General features: G+C 67.2%; 19 protein-coding genes. 10 read left to right on the top strand and 9 right to left on the bottom strand.

Annotated features, from left to right (window positions below; translation table 11 throughout):
• Position 1 precedes the first annotated feature (1 nt).
• The 7 genes from copD to FM111_RS09615 all read left to right on the top strand — a co-directional run bounded on the left by copD (position 2) and on the right by FM111_RS09615 (position 6,036).
• The gene (gene copD, locus FM111_RS09645; protein ID WP_087140737.1) at positions 2-907 is read left to right on the top strand and encodes a copper homeostasis membrane protein CopD; all 906 of its coding nucleotides are present in this window, start codon (positions 2-4) and stop codon (positions 905-907) included.
• A 169-nt stretch (positions 908-1,076) separates the two neighbouring features.
• Positions 1,077-1,358 carry a hypothetical protein gene (locus FM111_RS09640; protein ID WP_087140736.1) on the top strand — a complete coding sequence of 94 codons (282 nt, stop codon included), beginning with the start codon at positions 1,077-1,079 and terminating at the stop codon, positions 1,356-1,358.
• On the top strand, positions 1,355-1,795 hold the full coding sequence (locus tag FM111_RS09635; protein ID WP_087140735.1) for a Spy/CpxP family protein refolding chaperone: 441 nt from the start codon (positions 1,355-1,357) through the stop codon (positions 1,793-1,795). Before FM111_RS09640 ends, FM111_RS09635 begins: the two co-directional genes overlap by 4 nt.
• A gap of 34 nt (positions 1,796-1,829) precedes the next feature.
• Positions 1,830-2,357, top strand: coding sequence for an RNA polymerase sigma factor (locus tag FM111_RS09630; RefSeq protein WP_256968175.1), 528 nt, complete (start codon positions 1,830-1,832; stop codon positions 2,355-2,357).
• Between the two features lie 143 nt (positions 2,358-2,500).
• A complete protein-coding gene (locus FM111_RS09625) occupies positions 2,501-4,285 on the top strand; it encodes a copper resistance system multicopper oxidase (protein ID WP_087140759.1) in 1,785 nt (594 codons plus the stop codon).
• Positions 4,282-5,628 (top strand): copper resistance protein B, encoded by a 1,347-nt coding sequence (locus FM111_RS16540; RefSeq protein WP_256968173.1) that lies wholly within the window; start codon positions 4,282-4,284, stop codon positions 5,626-5,628. The genes FM111_RS09625 and FM111_RS16540 overlap by 4 nt, the downstream gene beginning before the upstream one ends.
• Positions 5,629-5,649: 21 nt before the next feature.
• Entirely contained in the window at positions 5,650-6,036 is a 387-nt protein-coding gene (locus FM111_RS09615; protein WP_087140733.1) for a copper resistance CopC family protein, read from the top strand.
• Between the two features lie 91 nt (positions 6,037-6,127).
• Here FM111_RS09615 and FM111_RS09610 read toward each other — a convergent pair whose 3' ends face one another.
• From FM111_RS09610 to FM111_RS09580, 8 genes are all read right to left on the bottom strand, one after another.
• Positions 6,128-6,814, bottom strand: a complete 687-nt coding sequence (locus FM111_RS09610) for a response regulator (RefSeq protein ID WP_087140732.1) — start codon at positions 6,812-6,814, stop codon at positions 6,128-6,130.
• 10 nt (positions 6,815-6,824) lie between these two features.
• A complete protein-coding gene (locus FM111_RS09605) occupies positions 6,825-9,494 on the bottom strand; it encodes a sensor histidine kinase (RefSeq protein WP_087140731.1) in 2,670 nt (889 codons plus the stop codon).
• Complete coding sequence (gene kdpC, locus FM111_RS09600; RefSeq protein WP_087140730.1) at positions 9,491-10,081, bottom strand: potassium-transporting ATPase subunit KdpC; 591 nt, start codon at positions 10,079-10,081, stop codon at positions 9,491-9,493. The genes FM111_RS09605 and kdpC overlap by 4 nt, the downstream gene beginning before the upstream one ends.
• On the bottom strand, positions 10,081-10,839 hold the full coding sequence (locus tag FM111_RS09595) for a TorF family putative porin (protein WP_087140729.1): 759 nt from the start codon (positions 10,837-10,839) through the stop codon (positions 10,081-10,083). The genes kdpC and FM111_RS09595 overlap by 1 nt, the downstream gene beginning before the upstream one ends.
• Positions 10,840-10,869: 30 nt before the next feature.
• A complete protein-coding gene (gene kdpB / locus FM111_RS09590; RefSeq protein WP_087140728.1) occupies positions 10,870-12,936 on the bottom strand; it encodes a potassium-transporting ATPase subunit KdpB in 2,067 nt (688 codons plus the stop codon).
• 13 nt (positions 12,937-12,949) lie between these two features.
• The gene (gene kdpA, locus FM111_RS09585) at positions 12,950-14,662 is read right to left on the bottom strand and encodes a potassium-transporting ATPase subunit KdpA (protein ID WP_087140727.1); all 1,713 of its coding nucleotides are present in this window, start codon (positions 14,660-14,662) and stop codon (positions 12,950-12,952) included.
• 16 nt (positions 14,663-14,678) lie between these two features.
• Positions 14,679-14,765: a potassium-transporting ATPase subunit F gene (locus FM111_RS16200; RefSeq protein WP_256968182.1), complete on the bottom strand. Its 87-nt coding sequence runs from the start codon at positions 14,763-14,765 to the stop codon at positions 14,679-14,681.
• A gap of 314 nt (positions 14,766-15,079) precedes the next feature.
• A complete protein-coding gene (locus tag FM111_RS09580) occupies positions 15,080-15,787 on the bottom strand; it encodes an SDR family NAD(P)-dependent oxidoreductase (RefSeq protein WP_087140726.1) in 708 nt (235 codons plus the stop codon).
• 285 nt (positions 15,788-16,072) lie between these two features.
• Here FM111_RS09580 and FM111_RS09575 point away from each other — a divergent pair, with 285 nt between their 5' ends.
• From FM111_RS09575 to FM111_RS09565, 3 genes are read left to right on the top strand one after another with little or no spacing between them, the layout of a single operon-like run.
• Positions 16,073-16,546: a MaoC/PaaZ C-terminal domain-containing protein gene (locus FM111_RS09575; protein WP_087140757.1), complete on the top strand. Its 474-nt coding sequence runs from the start codon at positions 16,073-16,075 to the stop codon at positions 16,544-16,546.
• Positions 16,546-18,180 carry a class I adenylate-forming enzyme family protein gene (locus FM111_RS09570; protein ID WP_087140725.1) on the top strand — a complete coding sequence of 545 codons (1,635 nt, stop codon included), beginning with the start codon at positions 16,546-16,548 and terminating at the stop codon, positions 18,178-18,180. The genes FM111_RS09575 and FM111_RS09570 overlap by 1 nt, the downstream gene beginning before the upstream one ends.
• Positions 18,180-19,550 carry an MFS transporter gene (locus FM111_RS09565; protein ID WP_087140724.1) on the top strand — a complete coding sequence of 457 codons (1,371 nt, stop codon included), beginning with the start codon at positions 18,180-18,182 and terminating at the stop codon, positions 19,548-19,550. Before FM111_RS09570 ends, FM111_RS09565 begins: the two co-directional genes overlap by 1 nt.
• On the opposite strand, the gene FM111_RS09560 is transcribed toward FM111_RS09565, so the two are convergent.
• On the bottom strand, positions 19,547-20,281 hold the full coding sequence (locus FM111_RS09560; RefSeq protein WP_087140723.1) for a TetR/AcrR family transcriptional regulator: 735 nt from the start codon (positions 20,279-20,281) through the stop codon (positions 19,547-19,549). The two genes, FM111_RS09565 and FM111_RS09560, sit on opposite strands and share 4 nt — an antisense overlap.
• Positions 20,282-20,322: the final 41 nt, after the last annotated feature.

Genomic DNA, 20,322 nt, shown 5'->3' with positions numbered 1-20,322 from the left:
GATGGTCGAGGTCTGGATCATCGTCCTGCGCGGCGTGCAATACGCTGCCGGGGCGGTGCTGCTCGGCATGCCTGCCTTCATGCTCTACAGCGCGCGCGCCGTCGAGCCGCTGGGCCTGAGCTGGCCGCGTCCGGCGACGGCCTGGGCGGCGGCGGTCCTGATACTGGCCGCGCCCGTCGCCCTGGTGGCTCAGACCGCCGTGATGGCGGGCTCGCTGAGCGAAGCGTTCAAGCCTGAAGCCCTGGCCTTCATGGTCACAGGCATGGGATTGGGCAAGGCGCTGGTCGTGCGGACTCTGGCGGCCGCCCTGGCTCTGGGCGCGGCCTTGCTGCTGCGGCCAGAGCGCCTGATGTGGAGTCTGCTGACGCTGCTGGGCGTGGCCGTCTCGGCCAGTTTCTCCTGGACCGGCCACGGCGCGGCGACGCAAGGGCCGGGGCATATGCTCCATCTGGCCTCGGACATCGTGCATGCCGTGGCGGCCTCCGTCTGGGTCGGCGCCCTTGCGGCCTTTGCTGTCCTGATCGTTCGCCGACCGTCGGGCGATCCCGCCTGGGACGCCGGGATGGCGCGCAGTCTGACCGGCTTCGCCGGGGTCGGTACGGCGGCGGTCGGCGCCCTGATTGTAACGGGCCTGATCAACAGCGCCTATCTGGTCGGCCTGTCGAAGGCGCTGAGCCTGGGCGACAGCCCCTACGGCGTGCTGCTGACGATCAAACTGGCGTTGTTCGGGCTGATGGTTTGTCTGGCGGCGACCAACCGCTTCCGTCTGGCGCCGTTGATGGCTCATGATGCCGGCCAGGCCATGCTGCACCTGAAGAAGAGTCTGGTGGTCGAGTTCGCCCTGGCGCTAACGATCCTGGCCATCGTGGCGGTCATGGGCGTTCAGCCGCCGCCCGCCTCGCTCTGACGTCAAGTCGGGGCCGTGATGCTCAACCGCTTTCGTCACAGCCCCGACATGGCGTAGGGATTACAACGATTGGAACCATACGCCCTGGATGCGTACGCCTTTCAGACGCCTTTCCAAGGGAAGGCGCGTCGTCTCGCGTATGAAGGACAGGGCCCGCGAAAGGTGCAGAATGACAAAAGACATCGACCGCATCCTGGCGACACCGTTTCCAGCTGATGAAACCTTGCGGTTGGCGGGGCTGGAGAACCAGGTCTGGCGCCGGATCGAAGAGCGTCAGGAGCAACGCCGTTCGGGGCAGGTGCGCCTGGCGGTCATGGCTGTGGCCCTGCTGGTCGGCGTGACGAACGGCGGCATGCTGGGCCAGGCGTTCAAGCCCAACCACTCCGACATCCAGGTCTTCAGCGTCTCTGCTGGTCTGTCGCCGATGACCCGCTTCGAGGTCGGCGGATGATCGCCAACTGGAAGTCCATCGCCCTGACCGTGGTGCTGGCCGCCCTGGCCAGCGGCGCCGCCGCCTGGCTGGCCGCAGGCTGGATGATGAAGCAGCACGAGACCCCCAGCGTGCACGATATCGTGCATCAGAAGTTGGACCTGACCGCAGATCAGGACGCCCGCCTGGATGGAATCGAAGAACATTTCACCCTGCGACGTGAAACGCTGGAAGCCGACGTGCGTGCCGCCAACCGTGAACTGGCCAACGCCATCGCCGCCAGTCAGGGCGACAGCCCCGAGGTTCGCGCCGCCGTCGATCACTTCCATGACGCCATGGGCGCCTTGCAAAAGGCCACCATCGCCCATGTGTTCGAGATGCGCGCGGTTCTGACGCCAGAACAGGCTCGCATCTTCGACAAGGAAATCGCCGGCGCCCTTACGCAAGAGCCCCGGTAAAGCTGAGGTGGCGGCCGGGGGGGACACAGACGAGGTGCGCGCCTCGCGCGGCGACCGCACAGCCTTCACCGCCCTGATGGCGGCGACCAGCGGCGACCTCTATCGCTTTATCCGCCGCTATGTCGGCGACACGGATGAGGCTTACGACCTGCTGCAGGAGACTTATGTTTCGGCCTGGCTGGCGATCCGACGCTATGATCCGGCGCGGTCCTTTGAAACCTGGTTGCGCTCGATCGCCATCAACAAATGCCGCGACTGGGGCCGCAAGCGCACCGTGCGTCGCATCGTGCGCGGCGTCATGGGGCTGGACACGCCCGAAGCCATGGCCGTAGGCGAAGACGCGCCCGAAGCCGAAACTCAACTGGACGACCGCCGCCGCATGGCCGAAATGAACCAGGCCCTGGCCAATCTGCCCGACACGCTCAAGGCGCCGCTCCTGCTGGCGTCGCTTGAAGGCCGCTCCCATGCCGAGATCGCTGAAGTTCTGGGCGTCACGCCCAAGGCGGTCGAGACCCGTATCGCGCGTGCTCGACAGAAACTGAATCAGGCCCTGGGGCGCTAAGACGCCGTCGCCGCGCCCTGTCCGAAGCTGCGGCGCCCTGCCGCAACGGTGATGCAAGGGGCGACCGCGTCGCCTGCGTATCCTGAACAGACCCCTCCCCGCACGCCTTTCTAAGGCAAACGGCTTCTTGAGACTTGGACTTCATGGCGACAACATCACTTGACCGTCGAACCCTGTTGCGAGGCGCCGCCCTGGGCGGCGGCATTCTGGGCCTCCAAGGCCTGCTGCCCGCATGGGCGCAGACCGGATCGCCGGGCCTACGCGCCGACCTGCCGACCCTGACCGGGCCGAACATCGACCTGAGCGTGGGCGACGCCAGCTTCACCGTCGGCGGCCGCACCGGCCACGCCTTCATGGTCAACGGCCTGCTGCCCGCGCCGCTGCTGCGGATGCGCGAGGGTCAGAACGTGCGTCTGTCGGTGACCAACAATCTGGACGAGGATACCTCGATCCACTGGCACGGTCTGCTGCTGCCGTTCCAGATGGACGGCGTGCCGGGCGTCAGCTTCCCCGGCATCAAGCCGCGCGAGACCTTTGTCTATGAGTTCCCGATCAAGCAGTCGGGCACCTATTGGTATCACAGCCACTCGGGCCTTCAGGAGGCCATGGGCCACTACGGCCCCATCGTCATCGACCCGGCGGGCGCTGATCCGGTCGCCTATGACCGTGAACACGTCCTGGTCCTGTCGGACTGGAGCTTCCTGCATCCGCATGAAATCCTGTACAAGCTGAAGAAGAGCCCCGGCTACTTCAACATGCAGAAGACGACCCTGGCCGGCCTGCTGGACGGTTCGGATCGCCTGAACCTGGAAGAGCGCCGGATGTGGGGCGGGATGCGCATGGACCCGCGCGACATCCTGGACGTCAACGGCACGACCTACACCTATCTGGTCAACGGCCATGGCCCGGAAGAGAACTGGACCGGCCTGTTCCGGCCCGGCGAGCGCGTGCGTCTGCGCATCATCAACGCTTCGGCCATGTCGATCTTCAACGTCCGCATCCCCGGCCTGCCGATGACCGTAGTTCAGGCCGACGGCGAGAACGTTCGCCCGGTCGAGGTCGATGAGTTCCAGATTTCGGTCGCCGAGACCTATGACGTCATCGTCCGCCCGCTTGAGGACCGCGCCTACACCATCGTCTCCGAAGCCATTGATCGCTCAGGCATGGGACGCGCCACCCTGGCGCCGCGCATGGGCATGACGGCCGAGGTTCCGCCGCTGCGCAAGGTTCCCAACCTGACCATGAAGGACATGGGCATGGGCGGCATGGATCACAGCGCGCACAGCGTTGCGGGCGCCGACCACGCGGCCATGGGTCACGGCGCCGCTGCGGGCGCTGCCGCGGCTGCGCCGATGGACCATTCGGGCATGAGCATGCGCGATCCGAACAACGCTCCTGCCGACATGGCTGTCGGCGTTGGCGTGGACGCCATCGCCCCCGCCCCGTCCAACCGTCTGGCCGATCGGCCTCAGGGCCTGGATGACGTCGATCACCGCGTCCTGGTCTATGCCGACCTGCGCTCGCTGACGCCGAACAAGGACACTCGCACGCCCTCACGCACCATGGAGATCCACCTGACCGGCAATATGGAGCGGTTCATGTGGGGCTTCGACGGTCGCAAATTCTCGGAAGTGGTCGAGCCGATCCGCTTCGAACTGAATGAGCGAGTGCGCGTGACCCTGGTCAACGACACCATGATGGCCCACCCCATCCACCTGCACGGCCACTTCTTCGAGCTGGTCAACGGCCACGACGGCAACCAGCCGCTGAAGCACACGGTCAACGTCGCCCCCGGCGGCAAGGTCACCTTCGACCTGACCGCCGACGCGCCCGGCGACTGGGCCTTCCACTGCCACCTTCTGATGCACATGCACGCGGGCATGTTCAACGTCGTCACCGTTCGCCCGCTGGCTGGAGCCGCCTCGTGAAGTCCCTTTCCCTCTCCCTGGCGCTCGCCCCCCTGATGTTGGCCGCAGGCGGCCCCGCCTTGGCCCAGAGCCATGCGGGTCATGCGGGACATGCTCCCGCCGCCCAGGCGACGACGCCGACCGCCAAGCCCGCGCATGACTGCCCCATGATGCGCGACGGTAAGACCTGCCCGATGCATGGCGCCGCTGCCGGCGCTCAGGCTGACCCGCACGCCGGTCATGATATGAGCGGCCACGCTGGACACGGCGCTGCTCCGGCCGATCCCCATGCGGGTCACAATATGGCTCCAGCCCAGGCGGCCCCCGCCGGCTCGCATGCTGGACACCACATGAGCAGCCATGCCGGCCACGCCGCCGCTCCGGCCGATCCCCATGCAGGCCACGATATGGCTCCGGCTCAGGCGACTCAGGCCGACCCACACGCTGGGCACGATATGAGCGGCCACGCTGGACACGACGCTGCTGCGGCAGATCCCCACGCGGGCCACGCCATGGCTCCGGCTCAGGCCGACCCGCACGCCGGTCATGACATGAGCGCCGCGCGCGGCGGGCCGAACATTCCGACCAGCGTGGACGCCGTCGGCGGCCGCATGGTCGAAACCCCGCCTCCCGCCGCCGCTCGCTCGGCTCCGGCTCACGCCGCCGACCTGTTGTTCGATCCGGCCGTCATGGCCGCCTCGCGCAAACAGCTTCTGGCTGAGAACGGCGACATCCGCTCGACGGCCGTACTGATCGACTCCATCGAGGCCAGCTTCGGCGACGGCGCAGACGGCTACAGCTGGGGCGCCCAAGGCTGGACCGGCGGCGACATCAACCGCTTCTGGTGGAAGACCGAGGGCGAAGGCGAGATCGACGGCAAGCTGCACGAGGTCGAGGTTCAGGCCCTCTACAGCCGCGCCATCGCCCCTTTCTGGGACGTGCAGGCGGGCGTGCGCCAGGACTTCCGTCCTGACGGCGACGACACCACTCACCTGACGGTCGGCATTCAGGGCGTGGCGCCCTACTGGTTCGAGATGAGCGCCGCCGCCTTCCTCTCGACCGAGGGCGATCTGACCGCCCGCGCCGAGGCCGAGTACGATCAGCGCATCACCCAGAAATGGATCCTGCAACCGGCGATCGAAGTGGCTCTGTCGGCCAGCGACATCCCGGAGCTTGAGATCGGCTCGGGCCTGACCTCGGTCACCGCCGGTCTTCGTCTGCGCTATGAAATCCGCAAGGAGTTCGCCCCCTACGTCGGCGTCGAGTGGACCCGTTCGCTGGGCGACACCGCCGACTACGCCAAGGCCAGAGGCCAGGATCCCGAAGACACGCGCTTCGTCGTCGGCATCAAGGCCTGGTTTTAAGATCTGAAAGGAAGATTGGTCATGCTGAAAACTCTGGTTCTCACCGCTGTGCTGGCCTCCGTGGCCGGCGTAGTCGCTGCTCAAGACCCGCACGCCGGTCATGCCCGACATGGCGGCTCGCAGGCGAAGGCTTCGGGCATCGTCACCAGCCCAGCCGACGGCGCCATGACGCACGGCTCGCCCGAGCGCTTCAGCGTGACTTTTCCGCACCCGATGACGCTCAAAACCGTCACCCTGACGGCCCAGGGACGAGCGCCGATTACCGTCACGGCGCCGTCCGCTCCCGCTGCACGAACCGTCAGCGCGCCCCTGCCGCGTCTGGCGCCGGGAAGCTATGCGGCCGCCTGGACTGCTGAAGGACCGGACGGCCACCGGATGAGCGGCTCCGCCCGCTTCATGGTCCACTAGGAGGCTTCGACACAAGCGGTTCAGGCGGCGGTGCGCATCGCCGCCTGAACCGAGTGAAACTGTAGGGGCCATACCCGCCACAGACGCGGGGTTAGTCCGCCAGGCGATACCCCACGCCGGGCTCCGTCAGGATCAAGCGCGGCTGAGCCGGATCAACCTCCAGTTTCTGACGCAGTTGGCCGATGACGACGCGCAGATATTGGGTGTCTTCGGCGTGGGCCTTGCCCCAGACGGCGGTCAACAGGTCGCGGTGGCCGACGACCTTGCCGGCGTTGCGCACCAGATGGGCCAGCACATCGTATTCCTTGGGCGTCACGCGGACAGCCTCGCCTGCACGAGTGATGTGGCGCCGCTCCAGGTCGATAACCACCTCACCCGCCGTCAGAGGCCCCGCCGCCTCGGCGCGCGGCGCCTGACGCAGGTTGGCGCGCAATCGGGCCAGCAGTTCGCCGACGCCGAAGGGCTTTTCGACATAGTCGTTGGCGCCCAGGTCGAGGGCCGCGATCTTCTCGGCCTCCTTGTCGCGCGCTGACAGGATGATGATGGGACCGGCGTAGAATTCGCGGGCGCGGGCCAGCACGTCCTTGCCGTCCATGTCGGGCAGGCCGAGATCCAGCACCACGGCGTCGGGGCTCCACAGGGCGATGCCGCGCAGGCCCTCCTGACCGCTGTCGGCGCGGCGCGGCTCATAGCCGGCGGCGTCCAGCGCCGGGGACAGGAAGCGGTGGATCTGGGGCTCGTCGTCGATGACGAGAATCTGAGGTCGGACGGCGGCCATGTAGCGGACTCTAAAGCAGGCTCGGGTGGGTGACGACGGCCTTGGGCAGGCTGATCAGGATACGCGTGCCCTTTCCATCCTGAATGGGGCTGGCGGCGGCGATACGCCCGTTCATGGCCTCGACGAAGCCCTTGGCGATGGCCAGGCCGAGCCCTGCGCCCTTGGTGCGGTCCGACGGCTCCTCCATGCGGCGGAACTTGTCGAAGACGCGCTCCAGTTCGGGGGTCGGGATGCCCTTGCCCTCGTCCTCGATGGAGATGACGACCGCGCCCCGATCTTCATAGGCGGCCAATTCGACCGTCGATCCATCGGGGCTGTAGGCGATGGCGTTCTCCAGAATGTTGACCAGCGCCTGCTCCAGCAGCCCTTGATCGACCATGACCAGGCTGAGTTGGGCCGGGAAGTCGCGGGCCAGCTTGCGTTCGCCCAGACGCCGCGCCACCCGCTTGCCCGCCGCGTTCAGCACGTCGCGCACGTCGACCCAGTCGGAACGGATGTTCAGGCCGCCGCCCTCCAGCCGGGTCATGTCCAGCAGGTCGCCGACGTAGCGGCTGAGACGCTCGGCCTCCTCGCGGATCGAAAGCAGAAGGTCGGCGCGCACAGCGGGCTTCAGCTTGTCGCCCAGGTCGATCAGGGTGGTCGAGGCGCCCAGCACCGTCGACAGCGGCGTCCTCAGATCATGGCTGACCGAGTTCATCAGCGCGCCGCGGAAGCGGTCGGTGCGGCGCAGGGTCTCGGTCTCGACCGCCTGCCCGGCCAGTTCTGCTCGCTCGACCGCCACCGCGCCCTGGTCCAACAGGGCCAGAGCCAGCTTTTCCTCGTCTGACCCTGGCGATAGCGCCGCCGCCTCGATCCCCGCCACGCCTGCGCGGTCGCGTACGCCCTGAAGAGGCCGGAAGGTCCAGCGCGCCTGAGGCAGGGTGCCGGTGCCGTGACCGGCGGGCTCGCCCTTCTCCCAGGCCCAGCGCGCGGCGGCCATGGCCTCGGCGTCCAGTTCAGGCTTGCCTGGCGCACCGGCCGTCAGGGTCAGCTCGCCTTCGACAGGCAGCAGCACCACGGCGCCGGCGCCGGCGGCCGCCGCCGTCTGCTCGGCCAGGATGCGCGCCGCCTCGCCCCGGTCGCCGATGCCGGTCAGGCGCTGGCTGGCGGCCAGCAGGGCGGACACGGCCGAGGCGCGGCGCTGGGCCGCCCTGGCCTGCTCGCGCACACGGCCCGCCAGAGCGCCGGTCGTCAGGGCCACGCCCCAGAACACGATCAAGGTCAGCACGTCCGTCGGCGAGCCGATGGCGAAGCTGAACTTCGGTTGCAGGAACAGGAAGTTGTAGGTCAGGAAGGCGACCGTCGCCGCCGCCAGGGCGGGTCGCAGCCCGTAAAGGGCGCCCGCCGCCAGCACCGCCGTCAGATAGATGACGCCCAGGTCCACCCGCTCGAACGTCCGGTCCAGCAGGAGGGCCAACCCCGTCGCCGCAATGACGCAGGCCGCGCCGACGGCGTAGCCACGCCACCCTCCGGTCAGGTTCAGACGCCCCTCTTTCGGCGCCTTCGGTTGCGGCTCGACCTCGTCGGTGACGACGTGGACGGCGACGCCGCGCGCCTGACGCAGCAGTTCAGCGGCCAGAGACCGGCCCAGCCATTCCGACAGGCGGCTGTCGCGCCCCTTGGCCAGCACGATCTGGGTGACATGGTTGTTGTGGGCGTGATCCATGATGGCGCGCACCACGTCGTCGCCGCTGAGGACAACGGTGCGTCCGCCCAGCTGCTCGGCCAGTTTCAGCGCATCGGACAGCTTGCCCGCAGAGCCGACGCCGTGCCGCGCGCCAGACGGCCGATCGACGTGGGCCACAGTCCAGGGCGCGTCCATCATCATGTCGGACATGCGCCGCCCCGTCCGAACCAGGGGGCCGGCCATGGCGTCGCCCGCCACCAGCACCAGGATGCGCTCCCCCGCCGCCCAGGGGCCGGCAGCCCCCTGTTCGCGCAGACGGGCGGTCAGTTGGTCGTCCACCGTCTGAGCCGCTCGGCGCAGGGCCAGTTCGCGCAGGGCCGTCAGATTCTCGACCTTGAAGAAGTTGTCCGAGGCCAGTCGCGCCGTCTCCGGCACATAAACCTTGCCCTCGGCCAGGCGCTTGCGCAGTTCCTCGGGCGTGATGTCCACCAGCTCGATGTCGTCGGCGCGCGACAGGGCGCTGTCGGGCACGCTCTCGCGTTGCCGAACACCCGTGATGCGCAGAACCACGTCCGACAGGCTTTCCAGATGCTGGACGTTTAGCGTGGTCCAGACGTCGATCCCGGTCTCCAGGATCTCCTCCACGTCTTGCCACCGCTTCGGGTGGCGCGAACCAGGCGCGTTGGAGTGGGCGTATTCATCAACCAGAAGCAGGGCGGGGCGGCGCGCGATGGCCGCGTCGATGTCGAACTCCAGCAAGGTCCGTTCGCGATAGGCGATAGGCCTGCGGGCCATGACTTCAAGCCCGCGCAGCAGGCTCATCGTCTCCTTGCGGCCGTGGGTCTCGACCACGCCGACGACGATGTCCTCGCCCTCAGCCTTTCGTCTGCGCGCGGCGCGCAGCATCTCATAGGTCTTGCCCACGCCCGGCGACATGCCGAGAAAAACCTTCAGCCGCCCACGCTTTCGCGGGGCGGCCGGGGTCTGGTCCGTCGAGAGAACGAGCGGCGTCATCCGCCCTCGGTCGTCAGGCGGCCGAAGTGGGCGTCCAGCGCCCGGTTGGTCAGCAGGACATTGACGCGCGGCTGTCCCAGAACGCCGAACGTGCGGCCTTCGACATGCTGACGGATCACTTCGCGCACCTGCGTCTCCCCTACGCCGCGCGCCTTGGCGATGCGGACGGCCTGAAGCTCAGCGTAGGCCGGAGAGATATGCGGGTCGAGGCCCGAAGCGGAGGCCGTCACGGCGTCGGCGGGGATGATTTTCGTCCCCGTCTCACTTCGCAAGGCGTCGGCGTCCGTCTTCACCCGCGCGATCAGATCGGGGTTCAGCGGGCCGAAATTGGAGCCGGACGAGGCGGAGGCGTCGTAGCCTTCGCCCGCCGCCGACGGCCGGGGATGCAGATACCCCGGCGCAGCGAACGTCTGGCCGACCAGGGCTGAGCCGACCACCCGCCCCTCCTTATCGTGGACCAGGCTGCCGTTCGCCTGATCCGAGAAGGCCGCCTGGGCCACGCCGGTCACGGCCAACGGATAGCCGACGCCCAGAACGCCGGTGAACAGGGCGATCATGACGACCGCCGGGCGGATATGATTCAGCATCAGAAGTTCGCCTTCAGGCTAGCGACGACGCGGCTGTCATAGGCGGAGCCGAAGTCGTGCTCGTCGGTGTCGAAATAGCGGACGTCCAGGCCCAGCCGCTCCGTCAGCTGATAGGCCGCGCCCAGGTTCCAGGTCGTGTAGTCGAAGTCCGACGACACCCACTGACGCCCCACGGCCGCAGAGAGCGTCCACTTGTCAGCCGGGCTGATCGCCGCATTAACCTCGGCATAGGTCGCTTCGTCCTCGGACGCGCCGAAGAAGTCTGGCGAATAATAGATCACCGCGCCCAGCGTGGCCGGGCCGACCGCACGCGAGGCGGCGGCCTTCAGCTCCACATAGCCATAGTCGGCGCCGTCGGGCTGACCGGCGTAGAAGTAGCTGACCACGCCAAAGTCCCAGTCGAAGCCGCCGAACGCAGGGCGAACGCCCGCGTAGAGGTCGATCTCGGCGTCGGTGTCCGCGTCGCCGGCGAAGGAGACATTCCCGGCCCAAGCCCCGGCGTAGAACAGGCCTTGCGTCACATCGACCCCGGCCGAGATCGCCGGGTCGCCTTCGTTCTGGCTGACGCCCCGGAAGACGTAGTCAGATCCAATGGCGGCGTTGAAGGCGACCTCGGGGCGGGCGTCATTCGCAGCATCCTGGGCCTTGGCGTCCGTGGGCGCCGTGCACAGGCCCAGGGTGATGACGGCGACCAGGCAGGCCCCGCCCACCAGGGCGTTGTTGAGGTCCGAACCGTCGAGTTTCTTACGTTTACGCATGATAGTTTTCCTTGCGCCTCAGGGCCGGCTTCAGGCCAGGCCGAGGGCGGAGATGACGATGTCGATGAGCTTGATGCCGACGAAGGGCGCGATCAGGCCGCCCAGGCCGTAGATCAGCAGGTTGCGGCCCAGGAGCTTACCCGCCCCCACGGCGCGGTATTTCACCCCGCGCAGCGCCAGCGGGATCAGGGCGACGATGACCAGGGCGTTGAAGATGACCGCCGACAGGATGGCGCTTTCCGGGCTGGATAGTTGCATGACGTTCAGAGCCGCCAGCGACGGCAGGCCGACCACGAACATCGCCGGGATGATGGCGAAATACTTGGCCACGTCATTGGCGATGGAGAAGGTGGTCAGGGCGCCGCGCGTGATCAGCAGTTGCTTGCCGACCTCGACAATCTCGATGACCTTGGTCGGGTCTGAGTCCAGATCGACCATGTTGCCCGCCTCGCGCGCGGCCTGGGCGCCGGTCTGCATCGCCACGCCGACGTCAGCCTGAGCCAGAGCGGGCGCGTCGTTGGCGCCGTCGCCGCACATGGCGACCAGACGACCCTTGGCCTGTTCCGCCTTGATCAGGCGCATCTTGTCCTCCGGCGTGGCCTCGGACAGGAAGTCGTCGACCCCGGCCTCGGACGCGATCGCCGCCGCCGTCACAGGGTTGTCGCCGGTGATCATGACGGTGCGCAGGCCCATGCGGCGCAGGTCGGCGAAACGCGCCTTCACGCCTGGCTTGACCACGTCCTTCAGGTGGATGACGCCGACCAGAGCTTCGTTCTCGACCACGGCCAGGGGCGTGCCGCCCGAACGGGCGATGCGATCCACGGCGGCGCGGAACTCGGCCGGGGCGGCGCTTTCGGCCACGCCCAGCGCATGCAGCACGGCGTCCACCGCCCCCTTGCGCCACGAGCGGCCGTCGGCTTCGAGGCCCGACTGGCGGGTCACGGCGGTGAAGGGAATGGTCTTGGCTCCGGCGGGCATGTCGCCCGTCACCCCGGCGTTGCGGCCCAGTTCGACGATGGATCGGCCTTCCGGCGTCTCATCGGCCAGAGAGGCCATGACCGCCGCGCGCATCGCCGCTTCGGGACGGACGCCCGGCACGGGGATGACCTCGGTCGCCATGCGGTTGCCGAAGGTGATGGTGCCGGTCTTGTCGAGCAACAGGGTGTCGACGTCGCCTGCCGCCTCCACCGCGCGGCCCGATGTGGCCAGAACATTCACCTTCAGCAACCGGTCCATGCCGGCGATGCCGACGGCGGACAGCAGGCCCCCGATCGTGGTGGGGATCAGGGTGATGAACAGAGCGCCCAGTACGATGGGATCCAGCTTGATCCCTGAATAGGCGCCCAGGCCCAGCAGGGCCGCGACGGCGATCAGGAAGATCAGGCTCAGACCGGCCAGCAAGACCGACAGAGCCAGTTCGTTCGGCGTCTTGCGACGGTCCGCGCCCTCGACCATGGCGATCATGCGGTCGAGGAAGGTCGCGCCGGGGGCCGAGGTGATGCGCACCTTGATCCAGTCGGAGACGACCGTGGTGCCGCCGGTGACGGCCGAACGGTCGCCGCCGCTTTCGCGGATGACGGGCGCGCTCTCGCCGGTGATGGCGGCCTCGTTGACCGAGGCGACACCCTCGATGATCTCGCCGTCCGAAGGGATGACGTCCCCGGCCTCGACCAGGACGATCGCGCCGATCTCCAGCTCATGCGCCGGGGTCGGGACGACCGTGCCCGTCGCGGGGTCGACGATCAGCTTGGCCTTGGTGGTGACGCGTGAGGCGCGCAGGCTGTCCGCCGCCGCCTTGCCGCGCCCCTCGGCGATGCTTTCCGCCACGTTGGCGAACAACACTGTGGCCCACAGCCACAGGGCCAGTTGGATGGCGAAGCCCGCCGCCTGCCCCGTCGCCACGGCGGCGACCGCCGAAACGGTGGCCAGGGCCGCGACGATCCAGGTGGCGAAGATCACCGGGTTGTTGAGAAGCTTGGTCGGGTTCAGCTTGACGACAGCGTCGCCGAGCGCCCGGCCGAGCATGGCCCCGGTCAGCCCGCCCGCGATGGGCGCAACAGATCGGGAGCTCGACGGATCGAGCGTGACTTGGGTCATGACGGATATCCGATCAGAACCGGGCCGTGACCTGGAGCATGTCGAAATGCTCCACGATCGGACCCAGGGAGAGTGCGGGGAAGAACTGCAGGCCGCCGAGGATCAGGATCACCCCGACCAGCAGGCCGATGAACAGCGGGCCGTGCGTGGGCAGGGTGCCGACCGAGGGCGCCAGCCGGGGCTTGACGACCAGTGCGCCGGCCACGGCCAGAACCGCGACGGCGGGCACGAACCGGCCCAGCAGCATGGCCAGGCCCAGGGTGGTGTTCCACCACGGGGCGTTGGCGGTCAGGCCCGCGAAGGCCGAGCCGTTGTTCCCTGTCGCCGAAGTATAGGCGTAGAGAATCTCGGACAGACCATGCGGTCCCTTGTTCAGCAGACCGGCCAGGGCTTCGGGCAGGACCAACGCGACGGCGGAGAAGCCCAGCACGGACAGGGGCACGACAAGCACCACCAGCATGGCGAACTGGATTTCGCGCGCCTCGATCTTCTTGCCCAGGTATTCGGGCGTGCGGCCGACCATGAGGCCCGCGACGAAGACCGCCAGCATGGCCATCAGGACCATGACCGCGATGCCCGACCCGATCCCGCCGGGCAGGATCTCGCCCAGTTGCATCAGGAACATGGTCACAGCCCCGCCCAGCGGCATGTAGCTGGCGTGCATGGAGTTGACCGAGCCGTTCGAGGCACCGGTCGTCTGGGTCGCCCAGGCGACGGACGACGGCACGCCGAAGCGGACCTCCTTGCCTTCCATATTGCCGACGGACGTATCCACGCTGGCCGCGACCAGGGCGGGCGCCGGCTGGCTTTCGATGACGTAAAGGGCCGAACCCGCCGCGCCCAGCAGCAGGACCGCCGCGACCACCAGGGCGCGCACGTCCTTCTTGGCCATGACGCTGCGGCCGAAGGCGAAGAAGGCCGCCCAGCCCAAGACGTTGATGCTGATCGCCGTGATCAGATTGGTTAGCGGCGTCGGGTTCTCCAGCGGGTGGGACGAGTTGACGTTGAACACGCCGCCGCCGTTGATGCCCAGTTGCTTGATGGCCAGCTGGCTGGCGGTCGGGAACAGGCTGATGGTCTGCTGACCACCTTCCAGCGTCGTCGCCTGGGCCGAGGCCGCCAGCGACTGGACCACGCCCAGACCGGCCAGAACCACGGCCACGATGAAGGCGATGGGCAGCAGGACATAGAGGCTGGTGCGCGTCAGATCGGCCCAGAAGTTGCCTAGCCCTTCGCCACGATTGGCGATGAAGGCGCGCGCCAGGGCGGCGGCGATGGTCGCGCCGGTGGCGGCCGAGACGAAGTTCTGCACCGTGAGGCCGACCATCTGACTGAAGGTCGAGACGGTGGTTTCACCACCATAGCTCTGCCAGTTGGTGTTGGTGACGAAGCTGACGGCGGTGTTGAAGGCCAGGTGCGGGCTGAGGCCGCCGAACCCCTGCGGGTTCATCGGCAGGAAACCCTGCAGGCGCAGCATGCCGTACAGCAGCAGGAAGCCCGCCAGGTTGAAGGCCAACAGGGCGCCGGCGTAGGCCAGCCAGCCCTGCTTGCGCGTCGGGTCCACCCCGGCGGCGCGATAGAAGAGGCCCTCCACCGGCTTCAGCACCGGGTCCAGCCAGGTACGCTCGCCGTTCCAGACACGCGACATATAGACCCCGATCGGCCAGCCGAGCACGACGGCCAACCCCAGGGTCAGGGCGATTTCCGCCCATCCTTGAATGTTCATGAAATGACGGCTCCGCTCAGAACCGTTCCGGGCGCAGCAGGGCTGCGACCATATAGCCGGCGATGACGAGTGCGCCGGCGCCCCAAAGGACGTTCAGCCACATGGTCACAACCTCTTCAGCGCAATGGCCAGCGCCGCGAAGGCCACGAAGGCCCCGACGCCTATCGCCACATAAATCACATCGGTCATGCCGACATCTCCAGCTCAGTTAGAGCCGGAAGAGACGCTTTCAGGGCGTAAGCGGGCCATTCGGAAAGCCGCCCGCCGCATAAGGCGCGCATAAAGCAATCAAGGCCGAAGGGTTGTTCAGTACTGGGCGCATAGCGAAACCGTCTTCATCGGGCCACCGCCATTGAGTGGCGATCAGGCGGGTTGACCAGACCTGAGCGCACCAGGTCTGGTCTCCGATTCAAAGTGTCACCAGGTTTCGCCGAAGGGGCGGGCTTCCGCCTCGAAGGTCCAGGCCGACCTGTCTTGGCGGACAAGCATCGACGCAAGGTCAGCCACGCCCGAGGGCTTGATGAAGAAGTCGTCTGACTTGTCCTTCATGACTTCACGAGTGCGCGGCAAATCGACGACGCCGTCGAGGATGATCAGCGCCACGTGGATGCCGTCCGGACCGAGCTGTCGCGCCAGGGCTTCGCACAGGCTGCGCTGCGCCGCCTTGGCTGGAGCGAAGGCCGTGGTTCGCGCCGTGCCGCGTCGCGACGCCGTGGCGCCGATAACGATGATGGCGCCCTCGCCCGCCGCCTTCATGGCCGGCGTGACCTCCTTCGCGACCAGGAAAAGGCCGAGGCTGTTCACGCGCCAGGACGCCTCGAAGTCGGCGGCGCTCACATCGTCGAGCGCGCCAAAGACGCCGGAGCCTGCGTTGAAGACCACCACATCGACTTCACCCATCTCAGCCCGAACCGCCGCGAAGGCGCCGGCGACCGATGCCGCATCGCCCACGTCGCAGGCGAAGGAACGAGCGTCGGCCAGTTCTTCCGCCAGGGCTTCAGTGTTTTTCGTCGATCGCGCCATCAAGGCCAAGGCATAGCCGTCAGCCGCGAAGCGTCGCGCCAGAGCGGCGCCGTTGCCGGGCCCAACGCCGATGACGGCGCAGACTTTCTTCTTTTCATTCATCCGGTTGATCTCTTCGCATGGAGATTGATGCGTCACCCTGTGACACGAAACTGGAATCGTTTGCTTTCGATCCCAAGCGAGACGGCTTGAAAGCCAAAGATGCTATCGATCGGCTTCGATCCACCGACCAAGATAGGTTCGGTAGATGATAAGCGCCACAGTTACGATTTTCGTTCTCACGCACATAAGCTTCGTCTGCCGCCTCGCTCAGGAATGCGGCTAACCCTCTTGCCCCCCTGCGCGAAACTGTGAATATGAGGTCATCTTCAATTTTAGGGTTCGGTGATGGTTCAGGCGGTTGAACACGCTTCAGAGATGGTCTCGGGGTGGGTCGAGGTCACGCAGGCCATGATTGACGACTTCGGTCGCGCGACCCTGGACAGCGATCCCTTTCACAACGATCCCGAATGGGCCAAGGACAACACCCCTTATGGCGGCACGATTGCTTTTGGCTTTCTGACAGTGTCCCTGCTGACCCATTTGGCGGCGAAAGCGATTGAAGGCGCGGGCGGCAATTTCAAGCCTGAAGGCGGCTACTTCCTGAACTATGGATTCGACCGTATGCGTCTGGTCGCGCCGGTGCCGACGGGCAGCCGCGTACGGGGGCGCTTCGTCAAGGGGCCGGAGCATACGGATGAGGCTGGACGAGTGCGCCGCTCCATGGACGCCGTGATCGAAATCGAGGGCGGCGAGCGCCCTGCCCTGGTGGCGACCTGGCTCAGCGTCTGGGTGCCTGACAGCGTCGAAGCGAGGGCCTGATGTCCAGCGTTCAGCAGCGGTTGATGCCTTCCAGGACGATGTCGGCGGTAGGAGATTCGCCGCTGCTGACGCTGATTTCTGACTACGCCGCCTGGTATGGCGAGCAGACGCCTGATGCGCCGGCGACGACGCTGGACGGCCGAGTCCAGACCTATGGGGATCTGGCGCACGATGTGGACGCGCTGGCCCGCGCCATGATCGCCGCCGGCGTCGGCAAGGGCGATCGCGTCGCCATGCTGGCCCCACCCTCGCCTGACTTTCTGACCGTCTTCCTGGCTACGGCCGCGGTTGGGGCCATCTGGGTCGGATTGAACCCCCGCTACCGCTATGAAGAACTGGCCTATGTCGTCAGCGACTGCACGCCGCGCCTGATCATCGGGCGTCGCCGTGTGGCTGGACGAGATTACGTCGAGGATCTGGAAGCCCTGGCGGCGGAAGTTTCGGCTGACCTCGTCCTGATCGGCGAAGACGAATTGGACGCGCGCGCTCATCTGCCGTTGAGCGTCTATGTCGCCCAGGGCGAGACCGTGTCCGACGAAGCCCTGGCGGAGCGTAAGCGGTCTGTCGCGACGCGTGATCCGTGCCTGATTGTCTACACCTCGGGCAGCACGGGCAAGCCGAAGGGTGCTGTCCTGCATCATGAAGGGCTGATCCTGCCGGCTCTGGAACAGGGCGAACCCTTGCGCGGCGAGCCGCTGTGCATGTTGAATTACCTGCCGATCAACCACATCGGCTGCGTCGGCGACATCGCCGCCATGGTTCTGGTCAATGGCGGCAAGCTGGCCTTCCTGGAACAGTTCGACGTCGAAACGGGGCTGAGTACGATGGCGTCGGAAGGCGTCACCCTGTGGGGTACGGTTCCGTCCGTCTTCGAGATGACGGTGGCGCACTCCGCCTTCGCCCAGACGGACCTGTCGGCTGTGCGGCGCGTCTTCTGGGGCGGCGCGGCCATGCCCGCGCCGACGATCAAGGCCCTGATCCCCGTCGCGACTTGCATGGGCACCAACTACGGCCTCACGGAATCCTGCGGCCCCATCGCCGCCACCGGCGACATGACCGTTCAGGGGGACGCCGATGTCGTCTTCGCCACGGCCTCGGTCGGTCGGCCGACCCGTCACTATGAAGTCCGCCTGCGCGCCGAAGACGGATCGCTGGTCGAACAAGCAGGCGCCGACGGCGAGATCGAGGCCAAGGGCGCGCCCCTGTTCCTCGGCTATTGGAACCGGCCTGACGCCACGGCCAACGCCTTCACCAAGGATGGCTGGTTCCGCACCGGCGATGTCGGCGCCTGGCTGGACGACGGCCGCCTGCGCATCACCGGACGGTTGAAAGAAATGTACAAATCCGGCGGCTACAACGTCTATCCGCGCGAGATCGAGATCGCGCTGGAAGCCCATCCCGCCATTACCGAAGCCGCTGTCGTGGGGATTCCCGATCCTGTATGGGGCGAGGTAGGCGTCGCCTTCGTCATCGCCCGCGCCGATGTCGACGCCGCTCAGCTTCAGGCCCATTGCCGCGAGCGGCTGGCCAACTACAAGATTCCCAAGCGTTTCGTGATCGAGCCGGACCTTCCGCGTCTGCCGGTCGGCAAGGTGGACAAGATGGCGCTGCGCCGTCTGGCCGTGGAGGACTAATGGACGCCGCCGTCAAGACGCCGAACACCGTGGACCCGGCGACGCCTCTGCGCCCTCGCCTGCTGGCCGGATATGGCCTGGCCAATATCGGCCTGGCCTGTTTCCTGATCACGCCGCAGCTTTTGCTGCTCTACTTCCTGACGGACACCCTGGCGGTGCCGGCGGCGACGGCGGGCATTGTCCTTCTGTTACCGAAGATATGGGAAGTGGTGTTCGACCCTGTCGTGGGCCTGTGGTCGGATCGGCTGCGTGGGCGGATGGGGCGACGCTGGCCCTTGATGGCGGCAGGCGCGGCCCTGTTTCCACTAGGGTTCGCGGCCATGTTCGCCCCGCCGACGCACCTGACCGGCTTCGGCGCCGTGGTCTGGGTTATGGCGGCCTATATGGCGGCGACGACGGCCTACGCCCTGTTCTCCATTCCCTACGCCGCCATGCCGGGAGAAATTTCACGGCGCCAGCAGGACCGGACCCGCGTCGTGGCGTGGCGTGTCGGCTTCCTGGCGTTCGGCCTCATGGTGGCAGGCGGCATGTCGCCCCTGCTGGTCGAAATGGCGGGCGGCGGTCGTCCAGGCTATGCCGTCATGGGGATGTTGCTGGCGCTGATGGCGGGCGGCGCCTTGCTGGGGTCGTTGCGCGCGGTCTGGAAGCTGCAGGACCGCAGCCGCGATTTCGGCGCGCCGCTGAAACCGGCCAAGGCGCTGGCGGCCGGGGTGCGCGCCACTCTGGGCAATCCGGCCTATCGTTTCCTGTGGATCGGCTACGCCTTCCAGACGGTCGCCATGGGCGCTCAGTCGGCGATGATGCCTTATGCCGTCACCTATCAGATCCAGGCGTCATCGGGCGTACTGGCGCAGCTTTTCCTGGCGGGCGCGATCGTTCAGGTCGCGGCCATGCCTCTGTGGGTCAAGTTCGCCGACCGTTGGGGGGCGACGCGCGCCGCCATCGCCGCCGCCGCCGCCTATGCCCTGGCCACTCTTGGTTATGTGTGGTGCGGTCCGGGCGATGTGGCCCTCGCCACCGCCGTGGCCGCACTGGCGGGGCTGGGCCAGGCGGGGTGCTATGTCTTGCCCTTCGCCTTGATGCCCAGCGTGGTTGCGGCCCGCGACCAGAAAGAGGCCGAAGCCAACCTCGGTCTTCTGACGGCCGTCTGGGTTTCAGGCGAAAAACTGGGCCTTGCTCTGGGCGGCGCGGCCGCCGGGGTGCTGTTGGGCCTTGCAGGCTATGTCTCTGGGGGGCAGGCGCAGCCGGATTCGGCTCTGGCCGCCATTCCCCTGCTGTTCGCGACAGGCCCGGCGCTCATGCTGGCGTGCAGCGCGCCGCTGCTGTTCAAGCTGGATCGACTACGTCGCCGCCAGGGCCAACCGCTCTAGGCGGCGGGCCGCGACCGCGACAGGAAGCCGGCCAACCTCAAGGCCGCTTCCGGCAGGTCGTCGCTTGTTGGAGCGTCGCCGTAAGCCAGTTGGTGCCAGACCACGCTGACGGCGTCCGACAGGGTGTCGTCAGCGGCGGCGCCCATGCGCGCCAAGACCTCGATGAAGGATTCATCCGGTAAGACGATCATCTTGCGGGCGATTTCATCCGCCATGGCGACCAGCATGTAGCCGGCCAGGCGCACGGCGTCCGGGTCGTCCTCGGCGCGACGACGCTGGATGCTCTCGGCCACGACTTCGGCCCAGCGGCGGTTGATCTTCTGGCTGATCTGCAGGAACTCGGGAACATAGTCGCCGACCTGGAAGACGCACTTCATCAGGCCGGGATTCGCCCGGCAGACGCGGAACCACAGGCGATTGGTCGAACGGATTCTGGCGAATGGCGTATCGCCCGTCGCGGGCGTCATCGCCTTGGCGACATAGTCATCGAAGAAGCGCGTCAGCGCCTCGACGGAAATCTCGGTCTTGTCCTTGAAGTAGACGTAGAAGGAGCCTTCGGCGACTTCGGCCTGCGTCGTGATGTCGCCCACGCGCATGGCGTGATAGCCGCGCTCCTCGAGCACCTGAGCTGCGGCAAGCAGAAGGCGCGCGCGCGTGCGTTGCCCCTTCAGACGCGGAGGGTTGTCCCGCAGCTCAGCGGCCAGATAGGTGGAATAGCTCTGCAGTTGCATCAACGCCTCGTCTGCGACGAGGTCGGATCACGCCCCAGCCC

It is taken from the genome of Brevundimonas diminuta 3F5N, assembly GCF_900163625.1.
GTDB classification, from domain to species: domain Bacteria; phylum Pseudomonadota; class Alphaproteobacteria; order Caulobacterales; family Caulobacteraceae; genus Brevundimonas; species Brevundimonas diminuta_A.
Note: the sequence above shows the minus strand (reverse complement) of the source record. Positions and strands in the feature narration are given on the sequence as shown.

Bases quoted from the DNA above. Each gene is read 5' to 3' on its own strand.
- FM111_RS09625 (WP_087140759.1), top strand. From the start codon at position 2,501: ATGGCGACAACATCACTTGACCGTCGAACCCTGTTGCGAGGCGCCGCC.
- FM111_RS09615 (WP_087140733.1), top strand. From the start codon at position 5,650: ATGCTGAAAACTCTGGTTCTCACCGCTGTGCTGGCCTCCGTGGCCGGC.
- FM111_RS09605 (WP_087140731.1), bottom strand. From the start codon at position 9,494: ATGACGCCGCTCGTTCTCTCGACGGACCAGACCCCGGCCGCCCCGCGA.
- kdpC (WP_087140730.1), bottom strand. From the start codon at position 10,081: ATGCTGAATCATATCCGCCCGGCGGTCGTCATGATCGCCCTGTTCACC.
- FM111_RS09560 (WP_087140723.1), bottom strand. From the start codon at position 20,281: ATGCAACTGCAGAGCTATTCCACCTATCTGGCCGCTGAGCTGCGGGAC.
- FM111_RS09610 (WP_087140732.1), bottom strand. From the start codon at position 6,814: ATGGCCGCCGTCCGACCTCAGATTCTCGTCATCGACGACGAGCCCCAG.
- FM111_RS09595 (WP_087140729.1), bottom strand. From the start codon at position 10,839: ATGCGTAAACGTAAGAAACTCGACGGTTCGGACCTCAACAACGCCCTG.
- FM111_RS09575 (WP_087140757.1), top strand. From the start codon at position 16,073: ATGGTTCAGGCGGTTGAACACGCTTCAGAGATGGTCTCGGGGTGGGTC.
- FM111_RS09640 (WP_087140736.1), top strand. From the start codon at position 1,077: ATGACAAAAGACATCGACCGCATCCTGGCGACACCGTTTCCAGCTGAT.
- kdpB (WP_087140728.1), bottom strand. From the start codon at position 12,936: ATGACCCAAGTCACGCTCGATCCGTCGAGCTCCCGATCTGTTGCGCCC.
- FM111_RS09635 (WP_087140735.1), top strand. From the start codon at position 1,355: ATGATCGCCAACTGGAAGTCCATCGCCCTGACCGTGGTGCTGGCCGCC.
- FM111_RS09570 (WP_087140725.1), top strand. From the start codon at position 16,546: ATGTCCAGCGTTCAGCAGCGGTTGATGCCTTCCAGGACGATGTCGGCG.
- FM111_RS16200 (WP_256968182.1), bottom strand. From the start codon at position 14,765: ATGTGGCTGAACGTCCTTTGGGGCGCCGGCGCACTCGTCATCGCCGGC.
- kdpA (WP_087140727.1), bottom strand. From the start codon at position 14,662: ATGAACATTCAAGGATGGGCGGAAATCGCCCTGACCCTGGGGTTGGCC.
- FM111_RS09565 (WP_087140724.1), top strand. From the start codon at position 18,180: ATGGACGCCGCCGTCAAGACGCCGAACACCGTGGACCCGGCGACGCCT.
- FM111_RS09580 (WP_087140726.1), bottom strand. From the start codon at position 15,787: ATGAATGAAAAGAAGAAAGTCTGCGCCGTCATCGGCGTTGGGCCCGGC.
- copD (WP_087140737.1), top strand. From the start codon at position 2: ATGGTCGAGGTCTGGATCATCGTCCTGCGCGGCGTGCAATACGCTGCC.